This window comes from Deinococcus indicus, assembly GCF_002198095.1.
GTDB classification, from domain to species: domain Bacteria; phylum Deinococcota; class Deinococci; order Deinococcales; family Deinococcaceae; genus Deinococcus; species Deinococcus caeni.
Window position 1 is genome coordinate 1 of record NZ_NHMK01000022.1, and the last position, 24,935, is coordinate 24,935.

Sequence of the window (24,935 nt, forward strand, 5' to 3'; positions counted from 1 at the left end):
GAGGGGGATGACGGTCCGGATCGCTCGGTGGAGGGAGAGGCTCCTGTTTCGTCGCCCTCTTCGGAATATGCGCGACCAGCCCTTCCATCTCAGCCAAGGCACGACATGCCCGCGTGTCGTACCCACGGTCCAGAAGCAGATGACGCTGTTCCTCCTCCTCAGGAGGAGGAACAGCGATGACCACAGCATCCAGGACGTCCATCAGCATCTTGCTGTCATGCCGGTTCGCTCCAGACAGCACCACGGCGAGTGGAATTCCTTTGGCATCTGTCAGCAGCGTGCGTTTACAGCCTGCTTTGCCTCGGTCGGTGGGATTGCTGCCCGTCGCTTCGGACGCTCCGAGGGCCCCCTTTTTCCGAGGGGAGCTTTGACGATGCTTCCATCAGCGGCTTGCCATTCCCAGTCGATCCCGAGCTCCTGGTCATATTCTTCCAGCACGATTGCCCAGGCCGCGCGTAAGCATCCGTGCTCGACCCAGGCAGTGAACCGTTCGTGGACCGTGGATTTTGGGCCGTAGCGACGTGGGAGTTGGCTCCACTGACTACCGGTTCTGGCGAGCCAGATCAACCCGTTGAAAATGGCGCGGGCGTCCCGTGGGGGACGCCCACTTTTCTTTCTGGGTTTGTCGATGACCAGGACTGGAGCCAGACGAATCCAGAGCTCATCCGGCACTTCCCAAAGGGTGTCCTGAGCGTTGATTTGATCTTGGTGCTGTTGCGTCGTCACTGCAGCTCAGTACACCATATTTTCCGGATAGGCTCTTACCGGCGTGGGATGGTAAATCCTGCGCTCCAGAGCGTAATCTCCTGAGTCTGGAAAGCGGCAGGGACACGAAACAGTTGGAAGTTAGTCTTCACGCGGTATCGCCCTGGCGGTACCGCAGCCAGATTCCAGGGGAGCGTCTTCTGGAATACCGTTGCGCTACTGCGGGCAGGCACCTGAATCCAGCGATAGGTACTTTGGCATGCCGCGTCGGTTGACGGGTCAACCCGCACAGCTTTCCCAGCTCCATTGACCAGAGACACTTCAAAGGTGCAGGCATATGCCGCCCGAAAGGGGAGATTCCGCGCATTCTTCAGGGTGTACTGGTAAGTGAGCGCATTTCCATGCTGCGTCACTTGCAGATGGGCTGTGATGTCCGGAGAAGTCTGAACGCCTGACAGGGCGCTCAGGCCACAGGATCCTCTCTAGAAGAGTTGTGAACATTTCAGTTCCTATTTAAACAGCAGCCTGCCCCGGCGAAGCCCTGCCCCGCCCGGAAGCCGTCCGAGAAGGCCGCGCCTGCCCAGACCCCCGCTCCGGCACCTTCCCGGCCTGCTGGTGGGGTGACGCTGCCTGCCTGGAACGGTGGGACGGCCAGCCGGAACGGAGGCAAGAACCCGAACCTGGGCACGCGCGTGCGACCGGAGCTGAAGGCGGCGCTCGATCAGCTGGTCTACGGCCTGAAGCAGCAGGGCTGGCCGGTGGATCACCATCACGTCGTGGAGCTGCTCGAACCCCTGCTCGACCAGGAAGGCGTCGAGCGGATCATCGCGGAACTGCCCTCCCGCCTGGGCCGCCGCGACTGACAGACAGATCCCGGACCTGGGGGAACTCAAAGACGACACGCCACCAACCACCTCCCAGGACGCAGATCATCCATACACTGGGGCGTTCCCATGAGACCATCTCCTACCCCGCCACAGAGCATCAGGCCAGCCAGAACCTTCCTTTCCAGGCTCAACCCCCCACAACTCATTGCCTTATCGTTCGCCGTTGCCATCCTCATCGGCGGCCTCCTCCTCTCACTGCCGGTCATGCATGGCCTCAACGACGACGGCACCCGCCGCAGCGTCAACTTCCTCCAGGCCCTGTTCACCGCCACCAGCGCCCTGTGCGTCACCGGCCTGAACGTCATCGACCCCGCCAAGGACTTCAACCGCCTCGGACAGTTGACCATCATGCTGCTCATCCAGATCGGCGGCCTGGGCATCATCACGTTCGGTACGTCCTTCGCGCTCATCGCCCGCCGACGCGTCAACTTCACGGACCGCATCCGTCTCGCACAGCAGGTCGGCGCCTTCAGCGCCGGCAGCGTTCTCGGGTTGATCCGCAGCATCTTCATCTACACCTTCGTCATCGAGGGCGTCGGGGCGCTCCTGTTGGCCTTCCGTTTCGTTCCGCAGGAAGGCTGGGCTGACGGCCTGTTCTTCAGCGTGTTCCACTCGATCAGCGCCTTCAACAACGCCGGGTTCGCGCTGTACAGCAATAACCTGATGAATTTCGTGGGTGACCCGCTCGTCAGTGGCGTCATCGCCCTCTTGATCATCCTGGGCGGGATGGGCTTCCTGGTGCAGCTCAACGTGATCGCGCATCTTCGCAATCCGCGCCGCCACCGGCTGATGGTGCACAGCAAGCTGGTGCTGACCATGATGACCGCGCTGCTCGTGATCGGCACGCTGACGTACCTGCTGTTGGAATGGAACAATCCCAGGACGCTCGGCCCACTGGACTTCGGCACGAAACTCCTGGCGAGCTTCTTCCAGAGTGTGACGACCCGCACGGCCGGGTTCAACACGCTGGATTACGGCGCGATGACGCTGACGACGCTGTTCATGACGATCCTGCTGATGTTCATCGGCGCGAACCCCGGCGGGACGGGTGGGGGCATCAAGACGAGCACGTTCTACGTGATGATGGCGTCTGCCTGGAGCATGGTGCGTGGGCGGCGTGACACGACCCTGTTCCGCCGCCGCATCGATACCAACACGGTGCTGCGGGCCATGACGGTGGGCCTGCTGAGCATCGGGCTGGTGAACGTGATGTTCGTGCTGATGCTGGTGTTCAACACGAATGAGGAGATTCTGTTCATTCAGTTGTTCTTCGAATCGGTGAGTGCGTTCGCGACGGTGGGCCTGTCGATGAATGCCACGCCGCTGTTGAACGCGAATCAGCACCTGGTGCTGATTCTGCTGATGTTCCTGGGCCGGATCGGGCCGCTCACCTTCGCCGTGGCCTTCAGCCGGCCGGAGAAAGGGGAGCTGGTGCGTTATCCGGCAGACAAAGACATCCTGATCGGTTGAAGTAGACACCGCGCCGTGCCATCAGCATTGACCGGAATGGAATCCGGAAGCGTATTCCTGGTCGGGTGGCCTGTCTCTTCTGGTCAACTGGCCGGGTGTTCCGCCATCCGGCGAATAGAGGTGACGCAGCACAACGATCATGCTGCTGACCATGATGCTTTTCGTACGGTCGCGCCGTCCTCTGACAGGTGGCGGCTCGGTGCGATGGTTGATGGCTGCGCTGCTTGCTCCTCTGGTCTGGCAGCTCCTGTTCCCAACCGATAACCGACCCTCTACGACACGCCAGTTGGACCGATGCATGTCCGCTATGGCCACCGCGCCAGGTATTGACGGCTATCGCATCATCCCCTCAACCTTACAGCTGCGCAGTCAGACAGTGACCGTCGAATTTGGGGCGCGGCGCAGCAGTGAGAAAGGATGGAACAACGGCGAACTGATTCGGATTCACTGCACTGCAAATGCAGAACACGCCACCCTGCGGTTCCTTTCGGGGACCTGACGTTGAGACTGGACCGTGCTGAACAACTGAGGCGCGCAGCGGCCCGGCGTGGCGTCACGCGTCATCCGGGGCGACTGCTGGTGATCGGCGTGATTGGACTGATTCTCTTTGGAACTGCAGGATTCATGCACCCCGCTGCTCAGGGGGGCGCTACGCTGCCCTGGGTAGATGCCCTGCTGCTGGCCACCAGTGCCGTCTGCACGACTGGGCTAAGTAGTGTCAATGTGGCCGAGGTCCTGAGCCCGACTGGGCAGGTATGGTTGACACTGTTGATTGAGATAGGCGCCCTGGCGCTACTGGTAATCGCATTGGGATTCGTGGGCCTGGGGCGTCAGGGTGCTGTCGCTCGGGTGAGTGTGTCCGCCGAACTGGGTCTGGGCGTAGTGCATCATTTGCCGGGGCTGGTACAGCGTGTACTGGGGTTGGCCGTTGGCGTGCAATTGGTGGGGTTGGTTCTGTTGCTGCCTGACATGGTGGCTCTGGAAGGATGGGACCGGGGAGGCCGCTATGCCCTCATGCACACCGTGATGGCATTCGGCAACGCAGGGTTCGGATTATGGCCTGACGGCGTGGTCCGTCTGTCTTCCCTGTCTCTCATGACGTTAATGGTCCTGGTCATCGTGGGGGGCCTGGGTTTTGTGATACTCGACGAATTGGGCGGTCGTGTACGTACGCGGTTGACGAGGGCGCGTCCGTCCAGGCTCTCCACTATGAGTCGTGTGGGGCTGGGCATGACAGGCGCGCTCCTGCTGTTCGGTTGGGGGGGCTTTGCGCTACTGGAGTGGAACCGTCCAGGTACGCTGGGGCAGTTTCCATGGTCTGAGCGGTTGCTGCACGCTGCCTTTCAGCCGACTGTGGCGCGCTCAGCGGGATTCGCGACAATGGATTATGGCGCTCTGGCAGCACCGACGCTGCTGTTGGTGATGGTGTTGATGTTCGTGGGAGGTAATCCCGGTTCTACGGCTGGTGGGATCAAGACGACGACAGCTGCTGTCCTTTTCGCAGCTGCCCTCGCTTCTCTTCGGGGTCGGGAGGACACTGACCTGGCTGGTCGGCGGGTGAGTGCCGTGACGCTGATGCGTGCACTGACGGTAGTGAGCCTGGGACTCCTGAGTGTGGCGGTTGGTACGTTCGCGTTGATGGTGACGGAAGGGAGCCGTCACCATCCCGGTGTCTTGGCGTTTGAGGCAGTGAGTGCCTTCACGACGTCTGGTCTGAGCGTGAATTTAACGCCTAACCTCTCGCCTGGCGGTAAGTTGGTGCTGGTAGTGTTGATGTTTCTGGGGCGTGTGGGTTTCTTGTCGCTGCTGTTGGCGTTCCGGTCTGCGCAGCCGTCGCTGGTTCGGCGACCTGAGGAGCGACACTTTGTGGTGGGTTAAGCAACGGTGATGGTTTGCAACGGACTGCATGACAGAAATGATGAGAAAGAGTTTCCTGCGGCCACGCCTTATCTCTGTGAAGCCTGCACATGTAAGTTCGGCTTCCTGGCCAGTAGATTCCTTGGGTGGTAGTTTGTCGGAACATCGGATCCGCTCAGTGAGTTTTATCCAGGAGAACAGGTCGTTCAGCGGGTCAGGGGTGGATGAACGTTCAGGGCTGGCGCAGGCGTTCCTCCTGGCGCCGGGCCTGGGCGGCGGCGTCCAGTTCGGCCTGACGGCGGGCGCGCAGGCCGGGCACGGTGAAGAACCCGAGGTGAGCGCCGGGCTGGCCGCGGTACGTGCCGGAGATCTCCAGGTCGTCGGCGGCGTAGCGGGTCACGTGCAGCGTGACGGGCTGCCCGAGGTCGGCGGGGGTGGACAGCAGCAGGGTCGGCTCCCCGGCCTGGGGGTCGGCGAAGCGCAGGACGTGCGTGATGGCGCCGGCGAGCGGGCCGGTGAAGGCGAGCTGCTGCGCGAGGCTGGGCTGGACGGCGTTGGGCTGGGCAGACTGGATCTCGGGCATGCGGTGACCTCCGGAGCGGGGAGTGCCCCGGTTTTGACCGGGGCGGGGTGCGGTTCAGGCGAGGGTGATCACGACAGCCACGGTCTGGCCGTCCAGCTGGGTGCCGTACCCGGCCCACTCGGCGAGGCCTTCCTCAGGCGGCCCGGCGACCCCGTGGTCGGCACCTTCGCGGGTGGGGGCGAGCAGGACGGGTGCGTGGCCGAGGCCGCGGTCGTCGAGGGCCTGCAGGGCTTTGATCAGGTCGCGGACGGTCAGGGTGTCGTTCATGCCTTTATGATGCCATATGATGCGGAATGGTTGGTGTGTTGAATCTGTGCCCTGCACAGCGCCAGCAGCTGCTCCCGCGCCCCGGCCAGCAATTCCGGCACCAGCGCCAGCGACGCCGGGGTCGCCGGGGTCAGCGACACGTTCAGGTTCACGACGCCCGCCGTCACTTCGAGCACGTCACCGGGCTGCCCCTGCGCCGCGCAGAACGCCAGCAGGCCCGAGAGGTGCGCCAGGGCGTCCGGCCGGTCGCCGAGGCCAGGGAAGGCCGCGTTCAGGCTGGCCCGCAGCGCCGCGTCGATCCGGGAGCGGGGCAGGTCCAGCGGGACGAGCACGGCCAGGCGGGAGCCGCGGTGGCTGGTCACGCCGATCAGATAGGCGACCTCGCGGCCCCCCTCGTGGGTGACGGTCACGCCGCGCAGGGGCTCGCCGGGCGCGGCGCAGAACGAACCGGCGACCGGGGTCAGGACCGGAAACAGAATGGTGGGCGCTGGAGTGGGCATGGGGGGCCTCCGGAGGCTGGGGGAGAGGAAAGAACCGGGGGCGCGGGTGCGCCCCCGTGGCGGTTACCAGATGAGCGGCACGGCGCGCAGGGCCACGCCGCTCTCGACCGACACGCCGAACAGGCCGCCGTCCGGGGCGCACACGTACACCGGCAGGGCTTCGGGGTTGGCGAGCAGGGTCAGTTCGTTGTCGATGGCGGCGAGAACGTCCTCGACCGTGGCGTCCCAGCTGGGGGCGGGGGGCTGGGCGACGAGGGTGGCGTGCTGGTGGGTGGTTTCGAGGTCGAAGCGGCCGGTGTCGCCGGAGGGGAGCAGCAGGGTGACGGTGGCGGTGCGGGGTTCGGTGGCGAGGTGGGCGCGCAGGGCGGTCAGGGTCAACGTTTCGTTCATGGCTATATGATGCCGCTTAATGCGCCCCGCGTGGTGTGTCGAGTGTGTGTGGGACGGCAAACCCCCGCCCGGACAGAGCGGGGGCCGGACAGTGGGTTCAGGCGGCGTCGACCTTCACGCCGCGCGCCCAGCGGCGCACCTGCAGGCTGTCCTGATTGGCCGCTTCATACACCGGGCGCATCGCGGCGGCCCCGGGCAGCCCACGGCGGCGCGCGGCCCCTTCGCGGCTGCGGATGGCGGTCACGACGTCGAACAGGCGGTCCCACGCGGCGTTCGCCCCGGCGTAGTCGCCGCGCAGCGCGCAGACTTCCAGCCGGGCCTGCAGGGCGAAGCGCTCCTCGACCCGGGCGCGCCAGGTGTCGCGGGCGTCCTCGGCGTCGCCCTGGAGGCGCCCGTGGCGGGCGGCGTCGGCCTCGCGGGCCCCGGCGTCGGTGCCCTGGGCGCGCAGGGCCGCCGCGACGCGGTCCCAGCCCTCGTCGGGCAGGGCGTGGGGGGCGGCCACGCCGCGCACCTTGGCGGGGGCGTCGGTTTGGGCGACGGGGGGCAGCTCGGTCTCGGCGGGCTCGGGCAGCGCGACCGGGGCGGGGGCATTGACGGGCTCGTTGACCGGCGCGACCTCTGGCTCGTCGACCGGCGCGGCCACCGGGGCAGCGGCGTCGGTTTCGGGTGCCTGGGCGGGTTCGGCGTCGGCCTGGGCGGGCGCTTCGACGACCGGCGCGGCGTCGGCTTCCACCTCGGCGGCGGGCAGCAGGGCCTCGACGCTGGCCTGAATGCGGATGATCTTCAGTCGGCGGTTCAGCAGGGCGGGATTGCGGGTTTCGCCGGCGGTCAGGCCCGCCTCGGCTACATCAAGCAGCGTGCGGGCTTCGGCGAAGCGTCCGGCCTGGGCGGCGGTTTCGGCTTCTTCAGCGGCGGTGAGGGCTTCGGCGAGGGCGGCTTTGATGGCTTCGTTCATAGATTTATGATGTCATTTTATGCTGGAGGTGTGGTGTGTTGATCGTGTGTCAAAAAACTCGCTCCCATGCGGGATTTCCTGCCGGACAGACGCAACTGTATGCAACGACGACCGCCGCGCAGAGTCCCCACCAGGGAACCCCTGCTGGCCTGAACGCCCCCTCACCCCGGCCACCGCCTCCATGCCCTCACCTGTTGGCAGCCGTTCCCCGCAGGGATACCATGGGTGCAACGAGTACCCAAGCGCCCCGAAAGGGGAGAGGCTAGGGTCTTTTTTTATGGCTGCGACGACCAGGCCGTCACCACTCTCCACCCGGGCTGACCGGGTCAGTCGGGGGCCGCGTCCGCGATCTGCGCCTGAAGGTCATCCAGGTACGACTGCAACTCCAGTCGCCCCATCGCGCGGGCGGCCTCCTCACGGACGTCCAGCGCGGACAGCTGCCCGGACAGGCACAGCCGCTCCAGGCCCGCCCAGGCCTCCTTGCCCAGCGGCCTGAGCAGGACCTTCAGGCTGCCCCGCAGGGCGCTGAACTGCTCGGCCGGTGGCAGCGCCGCCAGCCGCTGCCGTTCCTGCTTGACCGCCTTCTCTGCCTGCTGCTCGGCCACCTGAATGGCCTGCAGCGCGCGGACTTTCCGGGTCGCCTCATCCACCGGGGCGCTGTGCAGCCGTTCGGGCAGGACGTACTTCGCGGGCTGACGCAGGTAATCCACGACCAGCCCACCGGGATTCTTGACCTGCCCGGCCGCCTGCCGGTGCCGGACGAACGCCACGGCCGTCTCGACTGCCTCCCCGTGCTCGGTGGCCAGCAGCACCGCCGTGGCCCGGCTGACCCCCACGCCGATCAGCAACTCCACGAGCGCCTGGTCCGGCGCGTCATCCTCGGTGAAGTGGTACGAGAGGACCTGCGCCTTCCCGCGTCCCTGAATCTGCACGTCCCGCAGGTACCCGGTCGCGCGGAGTTCATCGTGGGCGGGCTGCAGGGCCCGGCGAACGATCTCGGGGCGTTCCGACTGGATGCCGCAGGCCAGCCGCCAGTCCTGAAGGCCCACCTCGAGCAGCAGGCGCCGCTGCCCGCCCGCGTCGGTCCGGTGCGCTTCCAGCAGGCGGTACAGCGCCCGCGCGGGCGGCTGCTCCAGCTGGTACAGCAGCTGGCCATCCAGGACCTGCACGTGCCTCGCGCGGATGGAGTCGGCCAGCTGCTCCCCCAGGCGGATGCTCAGCGTCGAGGAGGGATCCAGGCCGGGAAGTTCCTCGGGTTCGCGGTCCAGTTCGTGGTGCCGGACACGCTCGATGTACCGCAGGGAGTCCGAACTCCAGACTCGCCGTCCTCGCTGCGGGTCGAACCAGCCTTCGGCGACCATGAAACCGGTGCCCCACAGGCGCTTGAGGCTGTCCTTGAGGCGCTGGTAGGTGCGGCCGTTGTCCGGGAGGCCGGCCACGCCGCGGAGTTCGTAGGCGGTGGTGTGCAGCCAGTTGTGCTCGGGGCAGCCGGTGCGGATGAACAGGGTCTGGATGGCGAGGATCAGGTCGGTGTCGATGCCGTGGGGTCGGCCGTAGGGGGCGGCGCATTCCACGCGGTAGGGGCGTCCTTCGATGGAGAACTCCGCGGTCCAGTTGCGCAGGGTGTCGTCGATGCGGGACTGGACGCTGATGATGCCGAGGCGGGCGATGTTGCGCTCGTCCCGGCGCTCATCGTGGGGGCGGATGTTCTGTCTGGGCATGCTCACTTCCTGTTGTTGTTCTTCTTGTTCTAAAGACTATAAAAGAACAACAACAGGGGAGGAACCAACTTGCGTGCTGGACGGGAAAAACCCGGATGAATCACACAAAGTTGTCGGGGATCGGGGACCATTCCACACAAAGGTGTCGGGCGTCTGGAGCGCTGATCACACGAAGGTGTCGGGCTCAGAGCACCTGGCAGCCAGTCAGGGGCTTTTCTGTGTGCTGCACACGCTAGAACCGCAAAACCACACAAAGGTGTCGGTACTGGCCTCCAGCCCGATCACACAAAGGTGTCGGGTTCAGGCCCACAGAATCACACGAAGGTGTCGGGGATTGGATTAACGGGTCCAGAAAAATCCAAGGAAGCCGTGTGAGCGGTGTGTTACGGTGCCGGGGCAGCAGAACGCGGAGCGAATCACACAAAGATGTCGGGCCACTGCAGCGGAAGCACCTGGGCAGCCCTGTTCAACGGAAACCGAGTGAACGGCTGGTCAATATTGCCAGCAACCCTCCAGCAGGACCGGTACGATGCGCGAAAGGAGCCCTGATGTACACCAACCGGACTGCCCCAGCCGCACCCAGCGTGAAGACAGCCGCGCCGCCAACCTCCGGCACTCCCACGCCACGGCAACCTTCCACGCCGCTTCAGGCCGCCACATTCAAAGCCGTTCAGGCCATCAAGCTCGCGGCCGGAAAACCTGAACGGATGGCCCAGATACTCGATCAGTGGATGGATCAGCACCTCCGCCAAAACCCGTTGAAAGACGCTGCGGCCGCTCCACTCGTGCAGAATCTCCTGGCTGCCATCCCCGTCAAAGACCGGGTCGCGACCGCCCAGGCCTACGCCAAACTCAACAACGGAACAACACTCAGTGCCAGCCTCGGCGAACTCATCCGCGACTCCAACACGCGCGCGCCCCTCATGGCCCTCATTCCCCCGCCAGTTCCCCAGGTGACCCTCACACTCGACACGTTCCTCGAGCAGATCGCCGTCGGCCTCGTCTACAGCAACCAGACCGCCGCGCAGATGAACGCCGACACCCACGAAGACCGCCGGGGCAGCAACCCCGCCGCGCTGCTCAAACACTTCGGTTACACAGCCGGTCCCCTCATCCTGGGACGCTGGGGATTCCAGATGCGCGTCTTTTACCCCACCGCCGGTAAGACCCCCTGGGCGCCGCAACCCATCGTGGCGTTCCGCGGCACCGAAGGCGTTCAGTTCGATCCCCGGGGAGACGGCGCTGCCGCCGCCGCCAGGAAGAAAGGACAGAGCGTCCCCGAACAGGCCCAGGCGCGCCGCGCCGCCATTGAGGGCTCCGTGGACACCCTCATCGGTGACGCCAGCCCCGCGCCCATCGGGTGGTTGCAGGTCCAACCCAACAAGGACCTCATCAAGGCCAATCTCACCCGACTCGGCGCGCCCGCCATCTCCACCGGGCACAGCCTCGGGGGCGCCATCGCGCAGATCGTCACGGCCCTCCACCCCGCCAGTTTCAGGCAGGTCGTCACGTTCCAGTCTCCAGGTATCGAGCAGTCTCTGGTTGACGGGCTCCGCACCACCAACAACTGGCGCCCACCTGAAGAGAGACTGCAGGCCCGGCACTACCGAGCCAACGGGGACGTCGTTCCCAACGCGGGTGAGCGCAACATCGACGGACAGATCTACACCTTCGACAGGGTGTCCCGGCCCCAGGGAACCCGGCAACCCTTCTCGAGCAATGTGATTGAAAACGCCCGGAGCGGCCACGTCGCCCCCCTCCTGTCCACCTACGTGCGCGGCCAGCGTACCCTCTCCCCGGACCTTCAATTCCTTGTTCAGAACGGCATGCGTGACGAGGCGACCCTCGACAAGGACGGCCCGAGAGAGGTGCAGACCGTGTTCGCCGGCGCCTACGCCAGTACTCAGGACCCCAAGGCCAACGTGGAAAGGGCCAGAATGCAGGCCGGTAAAGCCATCTCAGCCTACCCGGGCCTGGACCTCCTCGAAACTGCCTTCTACGTCAACATCGCCTACAACACGCTGCTCTCGCATATTGAAACCCTCGCAGCGGACAAGTCCATCAAGACCCTCGCCGCGTTCAAGACCAGGGCTGCTGCCGTCATCAACTCCGACGAACACCTCCAGCTCGACAAGGACGACAGGGAACTCGCCAGGATCCTCCAGATGGACATGAGTGTCATCGACATGGACAATCCCGTCACCATCAACCGCAGTGGCGTCAAGACCAACACCCAACCCACCATAGTGGGCCGGTACTTCGAGCAGGGCGTCAAGATCCCTCCAGACGTCAAGACCCAGATCACCGCTCAGCTCGACATCATCTGGAAATCCTGGAGAGGCGAATGAAACGCTACGCCTTGTTCCTGATTGCCCTCACGGCCTGTACCGGTCCTGCCCAACAGGCCAGCACCACCCCCACCGGAGAACGCATGACCCCAGCAGAACAGCTTCACGCGGCCCTGACGGCCCGACTCCAGCAAAGCGACTTTAAACAGATCGACGGTGGCGGCCCTATCGGGGGCGTGCAGTCCCTGTACTACGTGACCACGAAGTCCAGAGAAGAAGTCCTTGAGATCCTCACTCCAGTGATCGAGCCGTACACCCGCGACATCCCCTGGACTGAAGATTACGGCCAGTATCACATTGGTCTCAGCCTGAAAGACCAGCCCGACATGCGCTTCGGCATTGGCATCAGCTTCGTCAAACCGAAAACCGACACCTACAAGAACCAGCCCGACATCCTCAAGAACTACGAGACCGACATCGTGTACACCCCGCCCTACGAATGGAACGAACCCTGAGCGCCTCCTACTGGGACGGCCGGCTTGGCACCGGATACGAATGGCCCCTGCCGAAGCGGTTGAAGGTAGGACTGCAGCGCGATGCTGAGTTAAATCTGTCTTGAAAGCGGGCCGGGGCACTGACACCCCGGCCCCCGCCGGTCAGTACCAGACCGTGCCGACCGGCTGCGTGCCCGCCACGAGCAGGATCACCCGGCGGTCGCGCTGGGGCCGGGCGAACACCGGGGTCTCGTCGGCCTGCCCCGTCCAGTTGAGCGCCACCTGGGTCGCGGCCGGGCAGAGCAGCCGGATCTCCCGCAGCAGGTCTGCGAGCGTCGTGGTGATCGGGTGGGCCTGGGCGACGTCGCAGGCTTCCTGCGCCACGGAGACGTTGTCGAGTGCCGCGGTCCGGACCGCGGCGCCGGTGCGGGTGAGGGGCAGGGCGCGTGCCCGGGCGGCGAGCGCCAGGGCGTCCTGCAGGTTCTGTTCGAGGATGAAGCGGCGCGCCCCGCCGATGACCTCCTGGGCGACGGGCTGCCCGACCGGCACGGCGGTGGCGATCTGGGAGAGGTGGTCGTGGGTGAGGGCGTAGGCGGCGCGGACCTCGCGCAGCAGGCGCTTGGCGCGGGCCTGAGCGCCGGGCGTCAGGCGTGGGTGGTGGGCCGCGCTGGTCAGCGGGTTGCGGAGCGCGGCGAGGATGTGGGCGTGGCGGTCGGAGTTGATGGATTCCATGCCCGTATGATGTCGTTTAATGCGTGACGCGTGGTGTGTGGCATGCGTGCGGCCAACGCTGTCCCAGACGCGCACGATGAGGTGCGGGTCATGACGCCACCGTGGTCGCCCAGCTACCCGCACCACGGATCAAGCCAGTCGCCCCGCGACGCGCTGGACTGTCTCCTTCCAGTTCCCTCAGGGCTCGACAGGTGGAGATAACCAAAATCACGGGTGTTAGAAATTCGCCTTCCACAGCCTGCATAGAGACATCTCTGTGATTCTTACGACCGTAACCTCGGGCCGATGTCGATTGATTCTCCTTCTGCTTTATCTCGTGGTATCGATCAACGACTTGCCGGCAATACCCTGCTCGTCACACTCCTCGGTACCGCTGCTATCTGTACGGTCCTGGTCGCCACCACTGCAACCGTCACACTCAAAGGCCAGCGTTCCAGCACCGACAACCGCGCTGCCGTCGAAGCCCAGTACGCAGCTGAGTCCGCTCTAGCACGCGCTGCCAGCCAACTGGACCGCGCCGGCGGGCACCTGAAAGGCCTCACCCTGACCAGCGGCACGCAACTCAGCACCGTCCTCGTTCAGCTTGGAACCCTGTGCGGCGCCCCTGCTGCCCTGGCGCTCCCCGCTAACCTCCTTACCCTCCCAAAAGCCGGTCAGGACCTTTGCATCGCCACAAAATCGGCCGTCGCCGACTCTGCCGAACGGTTCGCTTTCTTCGCTAATAACACGGTCCGCCCATCCACCTTCACTGAAGGCCAGTGGAAGATGTACTGGAAAGACCTGTTCATGGGAGGAGATGCCAAACTCGTCAAAGCAGCAGCCGGGAACGCCGGCGCCTCAGCTGCCGGCGCTCTGAACACTGAAGTCACCGGGGGACTGACTCTTGAATCCGTTCGCGTCTACCCCGGAGGGACCATGCGGATCTTCTTCAGCACGACCCGCCTGAACGCTACCAGTGAAGTGAAAAGTGGCACGCGCGTCCTGGCCGCCCGTGAGTACACCGACGGCGGGATCAGCAGCCATTACATTGAACTCTCGCAACCTTCTTTCGCGCAATACCAGTACTTCGTAAACCGCCGCCTGTCCCCCACCGGATCAAGGCTGGTCTTCTGGGACGGTGACCGTTTCGAAGGTCGGGTGCATGCCAACGGAACTCCGGGAGAGAGCGCCCCACTGTTCTATGCCCAGTCACAAACAGGCGGACCTCGCTTCCTAGGCAAGTACACCTCCTCGCCAGCCTTCGAATGGTCGGACTCATCCCCGAACAAGGCAGTCAGCATGGACGACATGTTTAAAGGGGGGTACGCCTTTAACGCTCAGCCCGTTGACCTACCCACCAACGCGAACAACCAGCGGCTCGCAGCGGCCGGCATTGAACCCGGCGCGTGCGTTGGGGGTGTTACCCTCACGGCTACCACGGCCTGCCTGGGGGCCAAACTTGGTGCGTCCAGCGTCGTGCAGAGCGGCGTGTACTACACAGCTGCACAGAACGGCACGGTCAACGGCGGCAACCGTTTCGCGGGTGGCATCTACGTGAAGGGTGACGTCAGTAACCTCAAACTCTCGAAAAACGGTGAGTATCAGGTGATCGAGATTACCCAGGGCACCCTGACCACTCAGTTCCGGCAGACCGGTCCTACCACCTGGGAAGTCCGGGAGAACGGCACGCTCCGCAAAACCATGACCAACAGCCCGTTCAACGGCATGCTCTTCGTGGATGGTAAGGTCGGCACTCCGGATCCCCGAGGGTCGGCCGGCCTGACTGGAGATGGCACTGACGCCCCGGACATCGCGGCGGAGTCCCAGTTGACCATCGCTGCCAGCAGCGACGTGTATATCAAAGACGACGCGACCTACTCTCAAGGGCCTCAGGAAAACCCGAATGCCAAGAACGTTCTCGGCATCTTTTCCGAGGGGGGGAACATCAAGGTCAACGGTCAGAGTGGCAAGGACATCACCGTGGACGCGACCTTGATGGCCAGCGCGCGCGGCAAGGGTTTCGGAACGGTGGACTACGACGAAGGACGCGGCAATCCGCAGCCCAAGATCCGCATCACGGGCGGAATTATTGAAGAGCAGTCCCAGGGGGTCGGCACGACCTCGCGTCTGGAAGCGAAGTATGAGACGGTACGGGTCTGCACGCGGTATGACTGGCGTGGTCAGTGTACCCGTAGCCGTGATGAACAGCGGTTCGTCGGCTACGAGGAAGTGCCGGGTGCCGGGTACTCACGAAACTTCAAGTGGGATCCGCGGTTCGATGCTGGTTTTGCGCCGCCATTCTTCCCGACACAGGGCCAGTTCGAGGCGCGGGCGAGCTTCACGAAACTGTCGGCCCCGAAGGGATTCCGAGCGGTGGCCAGCGAATGACCGCTCGTGAGCAGGGGTTCACACTGCTGGAGCTCTTGGTGGTCATGGCGCTCATCGGGATCGTCGCCGCGATGGCCGGGCAATCATTTCTGGGTGCCGTCCGCACGAATCAACTACGTGACGCCAGTGCGCAGCTCAGCGCTGACTTTGAGCAGGTTCGCAGCAGTACCTTCAGATACAACAAGAACGCCACCCTGCGCATCACTGGCGCAGACACGTACGAACTGACAACCAATGGCGTCAAAACGACGCGCAACTTACCGAACGGCGTGACCGTCACGCCGATCAACGCGTCCGTCACGTACAACGCCCCCTACAGCCTTCTGAGCACGCCGCCGGTCACCCTGGAATTGCGGCGTGCCGGTCACCCCAAAGTATTCACGTTATGGACCGTAGGCGTCACTGGAAAGGTACTGCTCGATGCGAAGTAATCAGGGTTTCACGTTAATCGAAGTGCTGGTATCGATCATGCTGCTGGCCGTCATCGTGACGGTGGTCGTGGGATCGCTGGGGGGGTTGTTTCGTTCGTCTCGTGACAGCGATCAGCGTCTGCAGACGACCACACAGGTGCAGACTGTCGCTGAGGGCCTGCGTCGTCACTGGATGGATCCCAATAAGGACAGCAGTGGCACTGCGCAGGGCGACTACCGATTCTCGCGGTCATGTGTGGATACGGGCCTCTACGCGGTGCCGGCAGGTGTCACTGTCACTCTCTGGGATCTGACCGCGAAATCGGACGGATCATTCGCTGTAAGCGATCCTTACAGCCTGTCGACGGCCTGCCCGACCACGGCCGCCCGCCCGGCGAACACGGTCCGGCGTGTCAAGGTGCAGTCTTCTGGAGCGGCAGGCACGCGTTCCGAGCTGACGTTTGAGTTTTACCGGAGCGTGTGATGGATAACCGGGGCGTGACCTTAATTGAACTCCTGATTGGACTGGCCTTGACGCTGGTTGTCATGACCGCTGCTTACCAGGTCACCATCAGCACCACTCAGGCAAACGCGCTGCTGAGTGTCCGCACCCAACTGCAGAGCGAAGCGTTGATCACCAATCAACTCCTGCTGTCGAGACTGCGCGAAGTCTGCCGGGTGTTTCCTGCCGGCACGGCAGTGACGTTGCCGGGGAGTGTGGCGGGCGTGAAGCGCGGAGCATCCAGCACGTGGAGGGTGGAGACCGATCCTTTCGTGGCGTTCATCACGCCTGACGAGAGTGGCTCAGGCACGATGTTCTATGCTTATTACTTGCTGAGCCGCGCTGATTACAGCGCACAACTGACGGGGCAGCAACGCATTCTGACGGGCGACCCAGCGTCTGGAACGCAGGTGCTGATGGAGTACAGGGCACCAGCCCCCGCTGACGCCTGCACTCCAGCTCCTTTTTCTGTTCCGACGGGTTCGGCACTGATGGTGGCAGAGTATGTCCGCTCACCGACGGCCGCCGAACCGCTGTTTACCGTGGAGGACGATCAGGCAGTCGTGTATGCCTTCCGGTTCGAGCGGCCTTTCGCCCGTGGCATGCAGGTCATTCCTAGTTTGAGCAGCCCCGCGATGGGCGCACCCGTCGTGGGACGCAACGTCCAGTACTGAGCACTGCCGCGGCAGTGCTCAGTACTCCGCACCCTGCCATGACGGTAGCCATTCTGGTACCGGAGCGCCGCGTACCCAGCCAGAAGGCGCCGCTCGACCACGCAGCCCTGCGCCTGCATCGTCCGGATGAAGCGCTCGCCGAACCCGGCGGAGGTTTCGCAGCTGACCGCGTGCGTGGTGCCGCGCGGGGTGCGGGCGATCAGGACGTGCACGTCGCCTCCCGGTTCACGCGGACCTCCGGAGCGCCATGCCAGTGCGGTGGCGCGGGGCGGCGACGTCGTCCAGCCAGGCGGTGAATTCGCGCCCTCGTGGGGCGCTGGTGAGTTCGTAGGCGTGCAGCGGCAGGCGCGTGACGCCCTGCCGGCTCAGTTCAGCCTGGATCAGGGGCGTGACCGGCACGCGGCGGATCACCTGATGGGCTCGCAACATATCCACGGCCCGCCTCAGCGCCGAGGACCTGATCGGCCCGGCGTCCAGGCGCCCGGGCAGTTGCTCGACCGCGAGGGGGCCGCGTTCGGCGCGCAGCGCGGCGGGGATGTAGTGCAGCAGGACGTGGAAGGCGCTCACGCCCGCTCCTGGCGGCGCTGCTGGGCGGCGCGGGTGAGGTGCCGCTTCGGGGGCAGACTAGCTGCTTTGCGCAGGGCAGCGCCGTAGGTCTGCCAGTTCTCGTACCCGGCCTGCAGGCTGAGTTCGTGCAGGCAGGTCGTGTGACCGACGTCTGATACGGACTGCCGTTTGTTTCGCCGACAATCCGGAACTTCACCGCCCCTGCTGGCTCCACGTCCGGAGGGGCGTTTTGCTCCTTCTCGCTTCGCTCGGACCGGGCGGGCTTTGCAGCCCATTCAATCGGAGTCCGTATGAGTGACCCTGATCCTCGAGCAGCAGGTTCATCTGGCGGACCCTGGCCTTGACCTCCAGCACGGCGGGCGGGTCGGGGGGCGTCATGCGCTCACCGGCCACTGGGCCTGCGCGGTGACGAGGTGGAGGAGGTAGGTGTTGGCGTGGTCCCAGCCGCGCATGGGGGCGGCGACTTCGATCACGCTCACCGTGAACACCATGACGCCCACGAATCCGGCGGCAAGTACGAGTGGAATCGACGTCCGCCGGTCCACAGGAGGTGCCCTTGCTCAACCGGAATTCAACCCTCACGCCCGCACAACAACCCGGGAGGAGTTCCATCCCAGGCAACCGGGCCGCTGTTGGAGTTGAGGCGACGCAGGCCCAAGCCGGGACCTATGGTGGGCGCATGACTGCCTCCTCCCACCTGTCCCGTGTGCTCCTGACCGCCGGATTCATGGGCATCCTCCTGGGGAATGCCGCGCCATCAGTTACACCGAGAAGATCAGCGGCGTGAGCGCCCGGGGCTTCCCGGTCACGACGACCGTGGCCGACCTGCCGCCGACCAGGGCGACATTCAAGTGTGGGCCGAGTGGCGTGATCTCCAGTCCCTCTATTTCCAATCCGGCGATGAAAGTCACGTCCATCAAACAGACTGGCGTGACGCAACCGCCGACGCTGCGGGTCGGAACCACCTGGAACAGCGGGCTCTTGCTGTACGCGACGTCACAGGGTCAGAAGGTCCATAACGAAACGTCGATCGCCATGAAGGCCGTGGCGGCCGAGCGAGTCACGACCAGACTGGGTACGTTCCAGGCGTTGAAGGTGACGGCCAGGACCACGATCCGGATGTCGGTGAATGGGCAGGCCATGAATCAGCCGGCGCCGCAGTCGACGAGCTGGCTGGTCAAGGACATGGGGGTGGTCAAATCCGTGCTGCCGAACGGGACGATCGAACTGGTGTCGTTCAAGTAGAGCCCCGCTCCGGATGGCGGTGTCAGGGAACAGCGCGCCTGATGCCGTCCGTCTCCGTCGTTGCCTGCCAGTCGCACCCTCAGTCCTTCGGGAGGAGTGTCAGGACAGGGCCGTCCTGATTTCCTGGTGAGGGCTGTTCAGAAGGGCAGGTAGCCCGGCGTCGTGTATGGGGGGCGGAGGGGACCGACCGCGTAGATGCTGCCGACCCTTCCGGGAAGGCCTTCGAGGCGGCTGGCACCTGCGATCAGGTTGTCGATGACGCAGAGCACGCCGTCCTGTTCCCGCTGGCAGATGACGTCGTGCGCCCGGCCGTCGAGGCTGGTCATGGTCCCGGTGCGCAGGTCGGACGTCAGGAAGATGTTCGCGCGGGCGTACGCCTCGCCGGCGGCGGACGTCTCGAACGGTCCGTCCAGACGCCCGGTCTTCCGGGCGTCCTCTTCCAGCGCCGCGCGGACCTCCATGTCGCCGGTGTTGGGCAGGAGGACCGTGACGTCCCCTTCGACCCCGGCGAGGACGCGTTGCATGGCGCGGCAGTGGACGGCATCCGCGCCGCGCGCGCAGGCCCGGACGTACCGGCGGGCGTCGCTGGGCGTGTTGAGGTCCAGGCCCTGCAGATCGCAGGCACCCAGCAGCAGGGCCAGTCCGGCCAGCAACAGAGGCTTCATCCGTTCAGTGTACCGACCCGACCCGCGCAGGCCTGCGACCTGTGCGTTTCCGACTTCGACCTCTCGACCGCGCCCCACCCGGGGCGCCGCGTGGCCGTGGCCCTCACCTGGGAGGGAATCCCGCCGGTTCGATTCCGGCCCGCTGCCCCCGACTCACTTCTGGAGGTGAACGCCCACGCCCTGGCTGCGTGACGCGCTCCTTCCCGCGACGGGCTGGTCCGGTCACGTCGGACCAGCCCGCCCAACCGCCGCGACCAGCGGCCCGACCTTCCCCCATCCGTTCCCGCTCTTGAAAGGACGTCCATGATCAGTCCCGCACCCCTGCCCGCCCTGCTGCCGCGCGTGGACATCACGCGCCTTCACTACACGCCCACCCAACCCGCGCCCCGGCACTTCGGGGACGGGATGACGCTCCTGCAGCGCGCCCTGCCGTACGTGCCCGTCAGCGTGATCCGCGCCCAGCACCCCGACGAGAAACTCGAATTCTGGGGACGGCACGGACCCGTCATCGACAGCCGTGAACTCCACCCCCGCACCGCCCCGAAAGGCCCGCCCAGTCCAACCTCCTCACACCCGACCGAACCCACCGCCCCGCCGGGCGAAACCCGCCGCACCCCGCCCGGACGGCCGCACCGGAAAGAAAGGCCCGAAGATCAAGGAACGCCGAAGGTGCCGGTAGCAAAAGCGTGGCTGGGCATTCGACCAGCCACGCCAGTCGGTGCGTGCCGTGGTGGTCCCCGCGCCCGCCGCGCGGAACCGGTCACGCACGGCGGGAAGGATGACGCCCATGGGTTCGGTGGAGAATACAGGCATGAGAGAACCCCGTCATCATGGACGGGGTTCAGAGGGGGGTTGGGATCCGGTTCAGCCCTGGAGGGCGGCGGCCAGCTGGCGCAGGCCGTCCTGATCGGCAGCTGGGGCGTCGGCGGCGATGCTCTCGGTCGCGGCGCCCAGGTCCGGAAGCAGCGCGGCGGCGCCTTCGGGAGTAACAGCGGACTGCCGGACGTGGAGCCGGTAGGGGCGGTGAAGTTCCGGATTGCCAGCGAAACAAACGACAGCCCCTATTATCGTTCCGCTCCTGACCCTGTCCGGAGATCACCTGGAGAGCCGCAACATGACGGGCCGCATGGACGCCTGTCACGCGATCAGTGCGGCGCTGCAGGACAGCGGCATTCCCGGCAGTGACATTCAGGCGGACGGGCTCAGTCACATGCTGCTGGAACGCGACTCCGAGGAACTCGCCCTAGAGAGGCTGGCGTGGATCGCCGCCGCTCAACCCTGAACCGGACCGGCAGGGCTTCGCAGCGGTGTGGGCGGCCTCCCGCTGCTGCTCACCGCGCGTCCTTCAGTCGCGAGCATCAGATTCCGGTCTTGATCCGTGCCAAAGCCAATATGACCGTGCAGTTCGAGGGTGAGTCCCTCACCCTCGGTGCGCTGAGCCGGCAGTTCCCTCCGGAACGCTGTCACCTGTACGCGGAGTTCGGGTGGCGTGTCCGTCGATTGCCGGTTGCCCGTGAGGTCGGTGGGTTCGATGTCCTGATCGTGTGGCGCAAGGTGCACGGGGAGTGGACACGGTTTTTCCTGTTCAGCACGTTTGGTGGTGACGTCACGGTTCGCTCACTGCTGCGGGCCTGGAAGGCCCGCTGGGGAATCGAGGTGATCCACCGGTTCTTCAAGCAGAACCTGGGGCTGGGACGCTGTCATTGCCGGACGATCCAGGCGCAGGAGAACTGGGTGTGGTGCGTGGTGGAAGCCTTTCACGCGGTGCTAGGGGTGCGTCGGGAAGTACCGGGCATGACGTGGCGGGCCGCACAACGGCAGGCAGCTCAGAACGCCGAAAAGTACGTCCTGACCGACCTTGAGCAGGACGGACCCCTGCTTGACGCCGCGTGACACGACATCAGCAGGGAAGTGGAAACTCTTGGTCGATGCGAAGGAGTCCCGCGCCATTTCCTGGGAGATGGCGCTTTTCCGCAAGGTGCTGTAGGGGACGGGGCCACTGAGGCTGGTGACCCGGTTCAGCTGAGCGGTGATGATGCTGTGCGGTAGGCTGGGGATGCGAGGCATAGTCACTTCGCATCAAGGCCCATGAGACCGGGGAATTTCAAGCCCCTGCCTCCTGGGCCTTCGTGCTGGTCGCTGTTCTCTCGCCTATGGAAACTCTTGTTCAAGAGCATCAAGGAGGTGGAGGCAGCACTCTCGGAACGCTGCGTCTGGTTGGAAGGTCAACCTGATCTGGTCACTCGTCACACGCTCTTCCACTGGTGGCTCTTGTTGGTTAATTAATCGGAGTCCGTATGACTTCGCGGGTGCGAACTGCGCGCCGCGTCTGGCCTGCACCTGCAACGCCGCGGCGCGTAGGGGCATCAGGTCACTGACACCCACTCTGGCTCTGATCATGTGCTCCTCCTGCCGCCGTCAGGCGGTGACTGGTCGGGTGATGTTCTCACGCCCAGCCTCGTGTCGTCTGCACTCCTGCGTTACTTGTCCTCACTCGTCCGCGTCCGGTGAGGTGAGGGTTGCCTGCGAACCGTGGACGAGCCACAGCAGTTCCTTCCCGCGGGTCAGGGCCACGAACGCGACCGCCGCGTCCCCCTCGCCTTCACCCGCGCGGCCCGCGTCGATCACCTCGTCCGCTTCGAGCAGCGCCACCCGCCGCGCCTCCAGGCCCTTGGCTTTATGCACCGTGCACATCCGCACGGCCGGACCCTTCGTCACGAAGAGCGAGCGCACGAGCGTCATGACGTCCTCACCCGACGCGCGAGCACCCCGCCGCTCGGCGAGCAGGGCGACCTCCGCCGCGAACGACGCCACGCACGACAGCAGGTCCACGTCCGCCTCCACCGCCCGGCGCAGCACCTTGCCCCGCAGGCCCGACTCGTAGTGAGTCTGCAGCAGGCTCATGCCGTACTCGTGCAGGCGACCCTCCACCTCATCCGGGGCGAACGAGTACGCGAAGCAGTGACGGACGTGACCCTCCATCGCCTTGACGATGTCATGCCCCAGCACTTCTACCGGCAGGCCCTCCTGCGCCGCCCGCATGGCCAGACTCAGCATGGGTGCGTTGCGCCGGCACATCACCAGATCACCGGGCCGCAACTCGCCCAGCAGGTCCTCTTCCGTCACGCGCCGCACCTCGCCGTCCGCCGCGCCCGGCGCCGCCTCGATCCCGTCACTGAACGCCGAGGCCAACTCCACGTGCGAGGCCGGGCAGCGGAACGTCACCGTCAGCGGGAGGGTCACCGTGTCGAACACCTGCGCCGCCCGGTCGAGTCCGCCCTTGTCCGCGCCGCTGAAGCCGTAGATCGCCTGGGAGTCATCACCCACGAACACCACGCGACCGCGGCGACCCACGACGTGCCGGACCAGCCGGTGCTGGAGCCGGGAGAAGTCCTGCGCTTCATCCACGAGTGCCACGTCCAGCGACTCGAAGCCGTAACCCAACTTCAGCGGGAGGTAGAGCATGTCGTCGTAATCGAAGTGACCCCGCTCGCGGAAATCTGCGAGCGCCCGGTCCTGCACCGCGCGCACTGCACCGACCACGTCCAGGCTGTCCGGGAATTCGAACTCCTGCTCCGCCGCGAGAGAGAGGACAGCCTGGGCCGAGTTGGCGATGTGCACCATCGACAGCCGCACCAGGGTCATCAACGACTTCGCCACGCCGCGCGAGTACACGCCCGCCTCCTTGAGAACCGACTTCACGATGTTCAGTCGCTTCCACTCCGCGAAGGTCGCCTGCACCGGGCAGTGCTCCTCGACGAGCCGCCGACCGAACGCATGGAAGGTGGACACCTGCACGTCCCTCGGGAGAGCGGTGCGTAACTCCTGCGCGATCGACCGGTTGAGTGCGAACGCCCCGACATCCAACCCGCCGGGCAACACCTGCGCGACCGTCCGCAGGACCGTGGACTTCCCACTCCCCGCCGTCGCCACGACCATCACGTTCCGCGCCGAATTCACGACGTGATGAATGACGTTGAGTTGCTGCGGCGTGAACCGGGCGAGGGCCGCGCGGACCTGCTCCGCGTTCACCCCCGGACGGAGCGAGCGGAGTACGGCGCCCGGATCGAACGTCACCCCACCCAGCACGCCCGCGTGAATGTCACCCGCCCCGAACAGCGCTCCTGGTTCTACGGTTCCTGTCATGCCTTTCTGATCCGCGCGCAGCGCGGTGTGCTGTCGGGTGATCGCCCACGTTCCCCGGCGCGTCCCGAAGGGTGAGGCGCACGACCGGACCCGGCGCGTCCCGCACCCGCGACCCGGTCGGCCATGCGGTCACCCGTCGGAGGTGCGAGGCGAGTGGTGAACTCCCGCCGCGTACCTGGGTCGTGACTTCACGTCGCCTCTCGGGTGACGATCTTCGGCCGCGTCCTCGGTCGTCGTCCTCGGTCGTCAACTTGCGCCGTACATCCGAAGGTCGGAGGTGTGAGACGAGTGGTGAACTTCTGCCGCGCACTTGAGTCGTGATCTCGCGTCACGCTTCCGGGTGGGAACCTCACGTCGCATGTCAGGTGGTGGATTCCCGCCACGTACCCGGTCGTTCAGTGGCGTCGCAGTTCCGAAGTCAGGTCGCACAACACACCTTCTGCGGCCTGACCTGCATGCCCCCGCCACCTACCGCTCTCGCTGACGCCAGGGCCCTCACAGACCCCCTGCACGAGGGGCAAGATGGCCTGTCCCCCCTCCCGCCACCCTGGGAGTACCCTAGGAGTCTGGTAAATAGCCTCTTATCGCTGACATGTTGCGGGTTTTTCAGCCAGGGGGGAAATTGTTGTTCCTGATATGTTGCGCCTCAACCCACGAATGTCCTGACATGTTGATTCCAGAACGGAAAGCCCCTCCACTTTATCCCTGACATGTCGGGGTCTGTCCCCTGAATGTCCTAGCAAGTTCACTGCCGCCCTGCCCCCCGTTTCACCCAGTCGAGGGCTTCGCTGGGCCGTCGGCAAAGTGCCAGTCACTCCTTCTGAACCCCGGTCATCTCTGGTTTGGGCGCTTCAAGTCAGGGCCTTTGCACCCCTCCCCGACTGCCGAGTTTCATCACCTCAGCTGCTCGCGGATCGTCGTCACTTGAGGGCCAATCGGAAGGTCGCAGAGGCTTGAACGGACTGGTAGTTACCGGGTTCCCAGGAGCCAGCTGCGTGTCCCTATGGTGACTTCGGTGAAGCCCGGATGCGCTCCTGATTCGGTCAGCGAAACAGACCGACAGCAGGGTGACTGGAGCTCCTGAAGTGCCATCTTCTCAGTGGACTGTCAACTCCAACTCGGGCGGTCACAGGTGGCTTGGAAGGTCAGAGTTTCATCCTGCGTTCGGAGATGTCGGCGGTGCCGGATCACCTGTTTTCCGAGGGGTGTGCGGTGAGGATCAGCGGGTCGAATCCTGCTGTTACGGTTGGTTCCGTGAGTCTTCCGATGGTCCGTTCGAGAGGTGCGCTGGGGTGGTGATCGGCGGTGCCGGACCACCCGTTTTCCGCTCCCGCCGGGGCCTGTCGGGTGTCGCGCATGGGGAGTGCCAGGTCACTGCAACCCGCCTCAGTTCCGTCCTCGGCAGGAGATCTGGCAGGACCGTGCGGTCGATGCCAGCCCGCTCCGGACAGGGCTCCGCTGACGCTGCCGAAGAGAGGTGTGCGGGAGTGTGATCCGGGGAGGTTGCCGG

At 65.1% G+C, this 24,935-nt stretch carries 26 protein-coding genes; 13 read left to right on the forward strand and 13 right to left on the reverse strand.

The window, feature by feature from the left end:
• Nucleotides 1-277, reverse strand: a 277-nt coding sequence (locus tag CBQ26_RS14270) for a transposase (RefSeq protein ID WP_143342159.1), incomplete at its 3' end; no start/stop codon positions are given.
• Complete coding sequence (locus CBQ26_RS14275; protein ID WP_088249312.1) at nt 271-726, reverse strand: transposase; 456 nt, start codon at nt 724-726, stop codon at nt 271-273. The genes CBQ26_RS14270 and CBQ26_RS14275, both read right to left, overlap by 7 nt.
• Nucleotides 727-1,325: 599 nt before the next feature.
• Between CBQ26_RS14275 and CBQ26_RS14280 the strand changes: the two genes are divergently transcribed.
• From CBQ26_RS14280 to CBQ26_RS14290, 4 genes are all read left to right on the forward strand, one after another.
• Complete coding sequence (locus CBQ26_RS14280) at nt 1,326-1,568, forward strand: hypothetical protein (RefSeq protein WP_088249313.1); 243 nt, start codon at nt 1,326-1,328, stop codon at nt 1,566-1,568.
• A 90-nt stretch (nt 1,569-1,658) separates the two neighbouring features.
• Complete coding sequence (locus CBQ26_RS14285) at nt 1,659-3,062, forward strand: TrkH family potassium uptake protein (RefSeq protein ID WP_088249314.1); 1,404 nt, start codon at nt 1,659-1,661, stop codon at nt 3,060-3,062.
• Nucleotides 3,063-3,201: 139 nt separating this feature from the next.
• Complete coding sequence (locus CBQ26_RS21975) at nt 3,202-3,561, forward strand: hypothetical protein (protein WP_172418100.1); 360 nt, start codon at nt 3,202-3,204, stop codon at nt 3,559-3,561.
• 80 nt (nt 3,562-3,641) lie between these two features.
• Nucleotides 3,642-4,940 (forward strand): TrkH family potassium uptake protein, encoded by a 1,299-nt coding sequence (locus CBQ26_RS14290; RefSeq protein ID WP_216360372.1) that lies wholly within the window; start codon nt 3,642-3,644, stop codon nt 4,938-4,940.
• A 211-nt stretch (nt 4,941-5,151) separates the two neighbouring features.
• Here the strand turns inward: CBQ26_RS14290 and CBQ26_RS14295 are convergent, their stop codons facing one another.
• The 6 genes from CBQ26_RS14295 to CBQ26_RS14320 form a co-directional block, all read right to left on the reverse strand.
• Nucleotides 5,152-5,502, reverse strand: coding sequence for a hypothetical protein (locus CBQ26_RS14295; protein WP_088249316.1), 351 nt, complete (start codon nt 5,500-5,502; stop codon nt 5,152-5,154).
• Nucleotides 5,503-5,556: 54 nt separating this feature from the next.
• A complete protein-coding gene (locus tag CBQ26_RS14300) occupies nt 5,557-5,769 on the reverse strand; it encodes a hypothetical protein (protein WP_088249317.1) in 213 nt (70 codons plus the stop codon).
• Nucleotides 5,766-6,269 carry a hypothetical protein gene (locus CBQ26_RS14305; protein ID WP_088249318.1) on the reverse strand — a complete coding sequence of 168 codons (504 nt, stop codon included), beginning with the start codon at nt 6,267-6,269 and terminating at the stop codon, nt 5,766-5,768. The genes CBQ26_RS14300 and CBQ26_RS14305 overlap by 4 nt, the downstream gene beginning before the upstream one ends.
• 63 nt (nt 6,270-6,332) lie before the next feature.
• Nucleotides 6,333-6,659 carry a hypothetical protein gene (locus tag CBQ26_RS14310; protein ID WP_088249319.1) on the reverse strand — a complete coding sequence of 109 codons (327 nt, stop codon included), beginning with the start codon at nt 6,657-6,659 and terminating at the stop codon, nt 6,333-6,335.
• A gap of 97 nt (nt 6,660-6,756) precedes the next feature.
• Nucleotides 6,757-7,614: a hypothetical protein gene (locus CBQ26_RS14315; protein ID WP_088249320.1), complete on the reverse strand. Its 858-nt coding sequence runs from the start codon at nt 7,612-7,614 to the stop codon at nt 6,757-6,759.
• A gap of 326 nt (nt 7,615-7,940) precedes the next feature.
• The gene (locus CBQ26_RS14320) at nt 7,941-9,335 is read right to left on the reverse strand and encodes a replication initiator protein A (protein WP_143342140.1); all 1,395 of its coding nucleotides are present in this window, start codon (nt 9,333-9,335) and stop codon (nt 7,941-7,943) included.
• A 548-nt stretch (nt 9,336-9,883) separates the two neighbouring features.
• Between CBQ26_RS14320 and CBQ26_RS14325 the strand changes: the two genes are divergently transcribed.
• Together CBQ26_RS14325 and CBQ26_RS14330 are read left to right on the forward strand one after the other, a co-directional pair.
• Nucleotides 9,884-11,683 (forward strand): alpha/beta hydrolase family protein, encoded by a 1,800-nt coding sequence (locus CBQ26_RS14325; RefSeq protein ID WP_143342141.1) that lies wholly within the window; start codon nt 9,884-9,886, stop codon nt 11,681-11,683.
• Nucleotides 11,680-12,138, forward strand: a complete 459-nt coding sequence (locus tag CBQ26_RS14330) for a hypothetical protein (protein WP_088249323.1) — start codon at nt 11,680-11,682, stop codon at nt 12,136-12,138. Before CBQ26_RS14325 ends, CBQ26_RS14330 begins: the two co-directional genes overlap by 4 nt.
• 141 nt (nt 12,139-12,279) lie before the next feature.
• Here CBQ26_RS14330 and CBQ26_RS14335 read toward each other — a convergent pair whose 3' ends face one another.
• A complete protein-coding gene (locus tag CBQ26_RS14335) occupies nt 12,280-12,849 on the reverse strand; it encodes a hypothetical protein (RefSeq protein WP_088249324.1) in 570 nt (189 codons plus the stop codon).
• 285 nt (nt 12,850-13,134) lie between these two features.
• Here CBQ26_RS14335 and CBQ26_RS21455 point away from each other — a divergent pair, with 285 nt between their 5' ends.
• From CBQ26_RS21455 to CBQ26_RS14355, 4 genes are read left to right on the forward strand one after another with little or no spacing between them, the layout of a single operon-like run.
• Complete coding sequence (locus tag CBQ26_RS21455; RefSeq protein WP_143342142.1) at nt 13,135-15,216, forward strand: hypothetical protein; 2,082 nt, start codon at nt 13,135-13,137, stop codon at nt 15,214-15,216.
• Nucleotides 15,213-15,647, forward strand: coding sequence for a pilus assembly FimT family protein (locus CBQ26_RS14345; RefSeq protein WP_088249326.1), 435 nt, complete (start codon nt 15,213-15,215; stop codon nt 15,645-15,647). The genes CBQ26_RS21455 and CBQ26_RS14345 overlap by 4 nt, the downstream gene beginning before the upstream one ends.
• A complete protein-coding gene (locus CBQ26_RS14350) occupies nt 15,637-16,110 on the forward strand; it encodes a PulJ/GspJ family protein (RefSeq protein WP_088249327.1) in 474 nt (157 codons plus the stop codon). Before CBQ26_RS14345 ends, CBQ26_RS14350 begins: the two co-directional genes overlap by 11 nt.
• A complete protein-coding gene (locus tag CBQ26_RS14355; protein ID WP_143342143.1) occupies nt 16,110-16,802 on the forward strand; it encodes a PilW family protein in 693 nt (230 codons plus the stop codon). The genes CBQ26_RS14350 and CBQ26_RS14355 overlap by 1 nt, the downstream gene beginning before the upstream one ends.
• Before the next feature lie 225 nt (nt 16,803-17,027).
• Here CBQ26_RS14355 and CBQ26_RS14360 read toward each other — a convergent pair whose 3' ends face one another.
• Both CBQ26_RS14360 and CBQ26_RS21980 read right to left on the reverse strand, forming a co-directional pair.
• Nucleotides 17,028-17,369: a hypothetical protein gene (locus CBQ26_RS14360; RefSeq protein ID WP_088249329.1), complete on the reverse strand. Its 342-nt coding sequence runs from the start codon at nt 17,367-17,369 to the stop codon at nt 17,028-17,030.
• Nucleotides 17,370-17,743: 374 nt separating this feature from the next.
• Nucleotides 17,744-17,914: a hypothetical protein gene (locus tag CBQ26_RS21980; RefSeq protein WP_172418103.1), complete on the reverse strand. Its 171-nt coding sequence runs from the start codon at nt 17,912-17,914 to the stop codon at nt 17,744-17,746.
• Between the two features lie 238 nt (nt 17,915-18,152).
• Here CBQ26_RS21980 and CBQ26_RS14365 point away from each other — a divergent pair, with 238 nt between their 5' ends.
• Nucleotides 18,153-18,614: a TapB family protein gene (locus CBQ26_RS14365; RefSeq protein ID WP_143342144.1), complete on the forward strand. Its 462-nt coding sequence runs from the start codon at nt 18,153-18,155 to the stop codon at nt 18,612-18,614.
• A 137-nt stretch (nt 18,615-18,751) separates the two neighbouring features.
• Here the strand turns inward: CBQ26_RS14365 and CBQ26_RS14370 are convergent, their stop codons facing one another.
• Complete coding sequence (locus CBQ26_RS14370) at nt 18,752-19,279, reverse strand: hypothetical protein (protein ID WP_244898046.1); 528 nt, start codon at nt 19,277-19,279, stop codon at nt 18,752-18,754.
• 1,114 nt (nt 19,280-20,393) lie between these two features.
• Between CBQ26_RS14370 and CBQ26_RS21985 the strand changes: the two genes are divergently transcribed.
• Entirely contained in the window at nt 20,394-20,561 is a 168-nt protein-coding gene (locus tag CBQ26_RS21985; protein WP_172418104.1) for a hypothetical protein, read from the forward strand.
• Nucleotides 20,537-21,172 carry a transposase gene (locus CBQ26_RS14375; protein ID WP_280522600.1) on the forward strand — a complete coding sequence of 212 codons (636 nt, stop codon included), beginning with the start codon at nt 20,537-20,539 and terminating at the stop codon, nt 21,170-21,172. Before CBQ26_RS21985 ends, CBQ26_RS14375 begins: the two co-directional genes overlap by 25 nt.
• 597 nt (nt 21,173-21,769) lie before the next feature.
• Here CBQ26_RS14375 and CBQ26_RS14380 read toward each other — a convergent pair.
• A complete protein-coding gene (locus tag CBQ26_RS14380; RefSeq protein WP_088249332.1) occupies nt 21,770-23,425 on the reverse strand; it encodes a UvrD-helicase domain-containing protein in 1,656 nt (551 codons plus the stop codon).
• Nucleotides 23,426-24,935: the final 1,510 nt, after the last annotated feature.

Coding starts and splice junctions, on each gene's coding strand:
- CBQ26_RS14285 (WP_088249314.1), top strand. CDS start 1,659: ATGAGACCATCTCCTACCCCGCCACAGAGCATCAGGCCAGCCAGAACC.
- CBQ26_RS21975 (WP_172418100.1), top strand. CDS start 3,202: ATGCTGCTGACCATGATGCTTTTCGTACGGTCGCGCCGTCCTCTGACA.
- CBQ26_RS14295 (WP_088249316.1), bottom strand. CDS start 5,502: ATGCCCGAGATCCAGTCTGCCCAGCCCAACGCCGTCCAGCCCAGCCTC.
- CBQ26_RS14300 (WP_088249317.1), bottom strand. CDS start 5,769: ATGAACGACACCCTGACCGTCCGCGACCTGATCAAAGCCCTGCAGGCC.
- CBQ26_RS14305 (WP_088249318.1), bottom strand. CDS start 6,269: ATGCCCACTCCAGCGCCCACCATTCTGTTTCCGGTCCTGACCCCGGTC.
- CBQ26_RS14310 (WP_088249319.1), bottom strand. CDS start 6,659: ATGAACGAAACGTTGACCCTGACCGCCCTGCGCGCCCACCTCGCCACC.
- CBQ26_RS14315 (WP_088249320.1), bottom strand. CDS start 7,614: ATGAACGAAGCCATCAAAGCCGCCCTCGCCGAAGCCCTCACCGCCGCT.
- CBQ26_RS14320 (WP_143342140.1), bottom strand. CDS start 9,335: ATGCCCAGACAGAACATCCGCCCCCACGATGAGCGCCGGGACGAGCGC.
- CBQ26_RS14325 (WP_143342141.1), top strand. CDS start 9,884: ATGTACACCAACCGGACTGCCCCAGCCGCACCCAGCGTGAAGACAGCC.
- CBQ26_RS14330 (WP_088249323.1), top strand. CDS start 11,680: ATGAAACGCTACGCCTTGTTCCTGATTGCCCTCACGGCCTGTACCGGT.
- CBQ26_RS14335 (WP_088249324.1), bottom strand. CDS start 12,849: ATGGAATCCATCAACTCCGACCGCCACGCCCACATCCTCGCCGCGCTC.
- CBQ26_RS21455 (WP_143342142.1), top strand. CDS start 13,135: ATGTCGATTGATTCTCCTTCTGCTTTATCTCGTGGTATCGATCAACGA.
- CBQ26_RS14345 (WP_088249326.1), top strand. CDS start 15,213: ATGACCGCTCGTGAGCAGGGGTTCACACTGCTGGAGCTCTTGGTGGTC.
- CBQ26_RS14350 (WP_088249327.1), top strand. CDS start 15,637: ATGCGAAGTAATCAGGGTTTCACGTTAATCGAAGTGCTGGTATCGATC.
- CBQ26_RS14355 (WP_143342143.1), top strand. CDS start 16,110: ATGGATAACCGGGGCGTGACCTTAATTGAACTCCTGATTGGACTGGCC.
- CBQ26_RS14370 (WP_244898046.1), bottom strand. CDS start 19,279: ATGAAGCCTCTGTTGCTGGCCGGACTGGCCCTGCTGCTGGGTGCCTGC.
- CBQ26_RS21985 (WP_172418104.1), top strand. CDS start 20,394: ATGACGGGCCGCATGGACGCCTGTCACGCGATCAGTGCGGCGCTGCAG.
- CBQ26_RS14380 (WP_088249332.1), bottom strand. CDS start 23,425: ATGACAGGAACCGTAGAACCAGGAGCGCTGTTCGGGGCGGGTGACATT.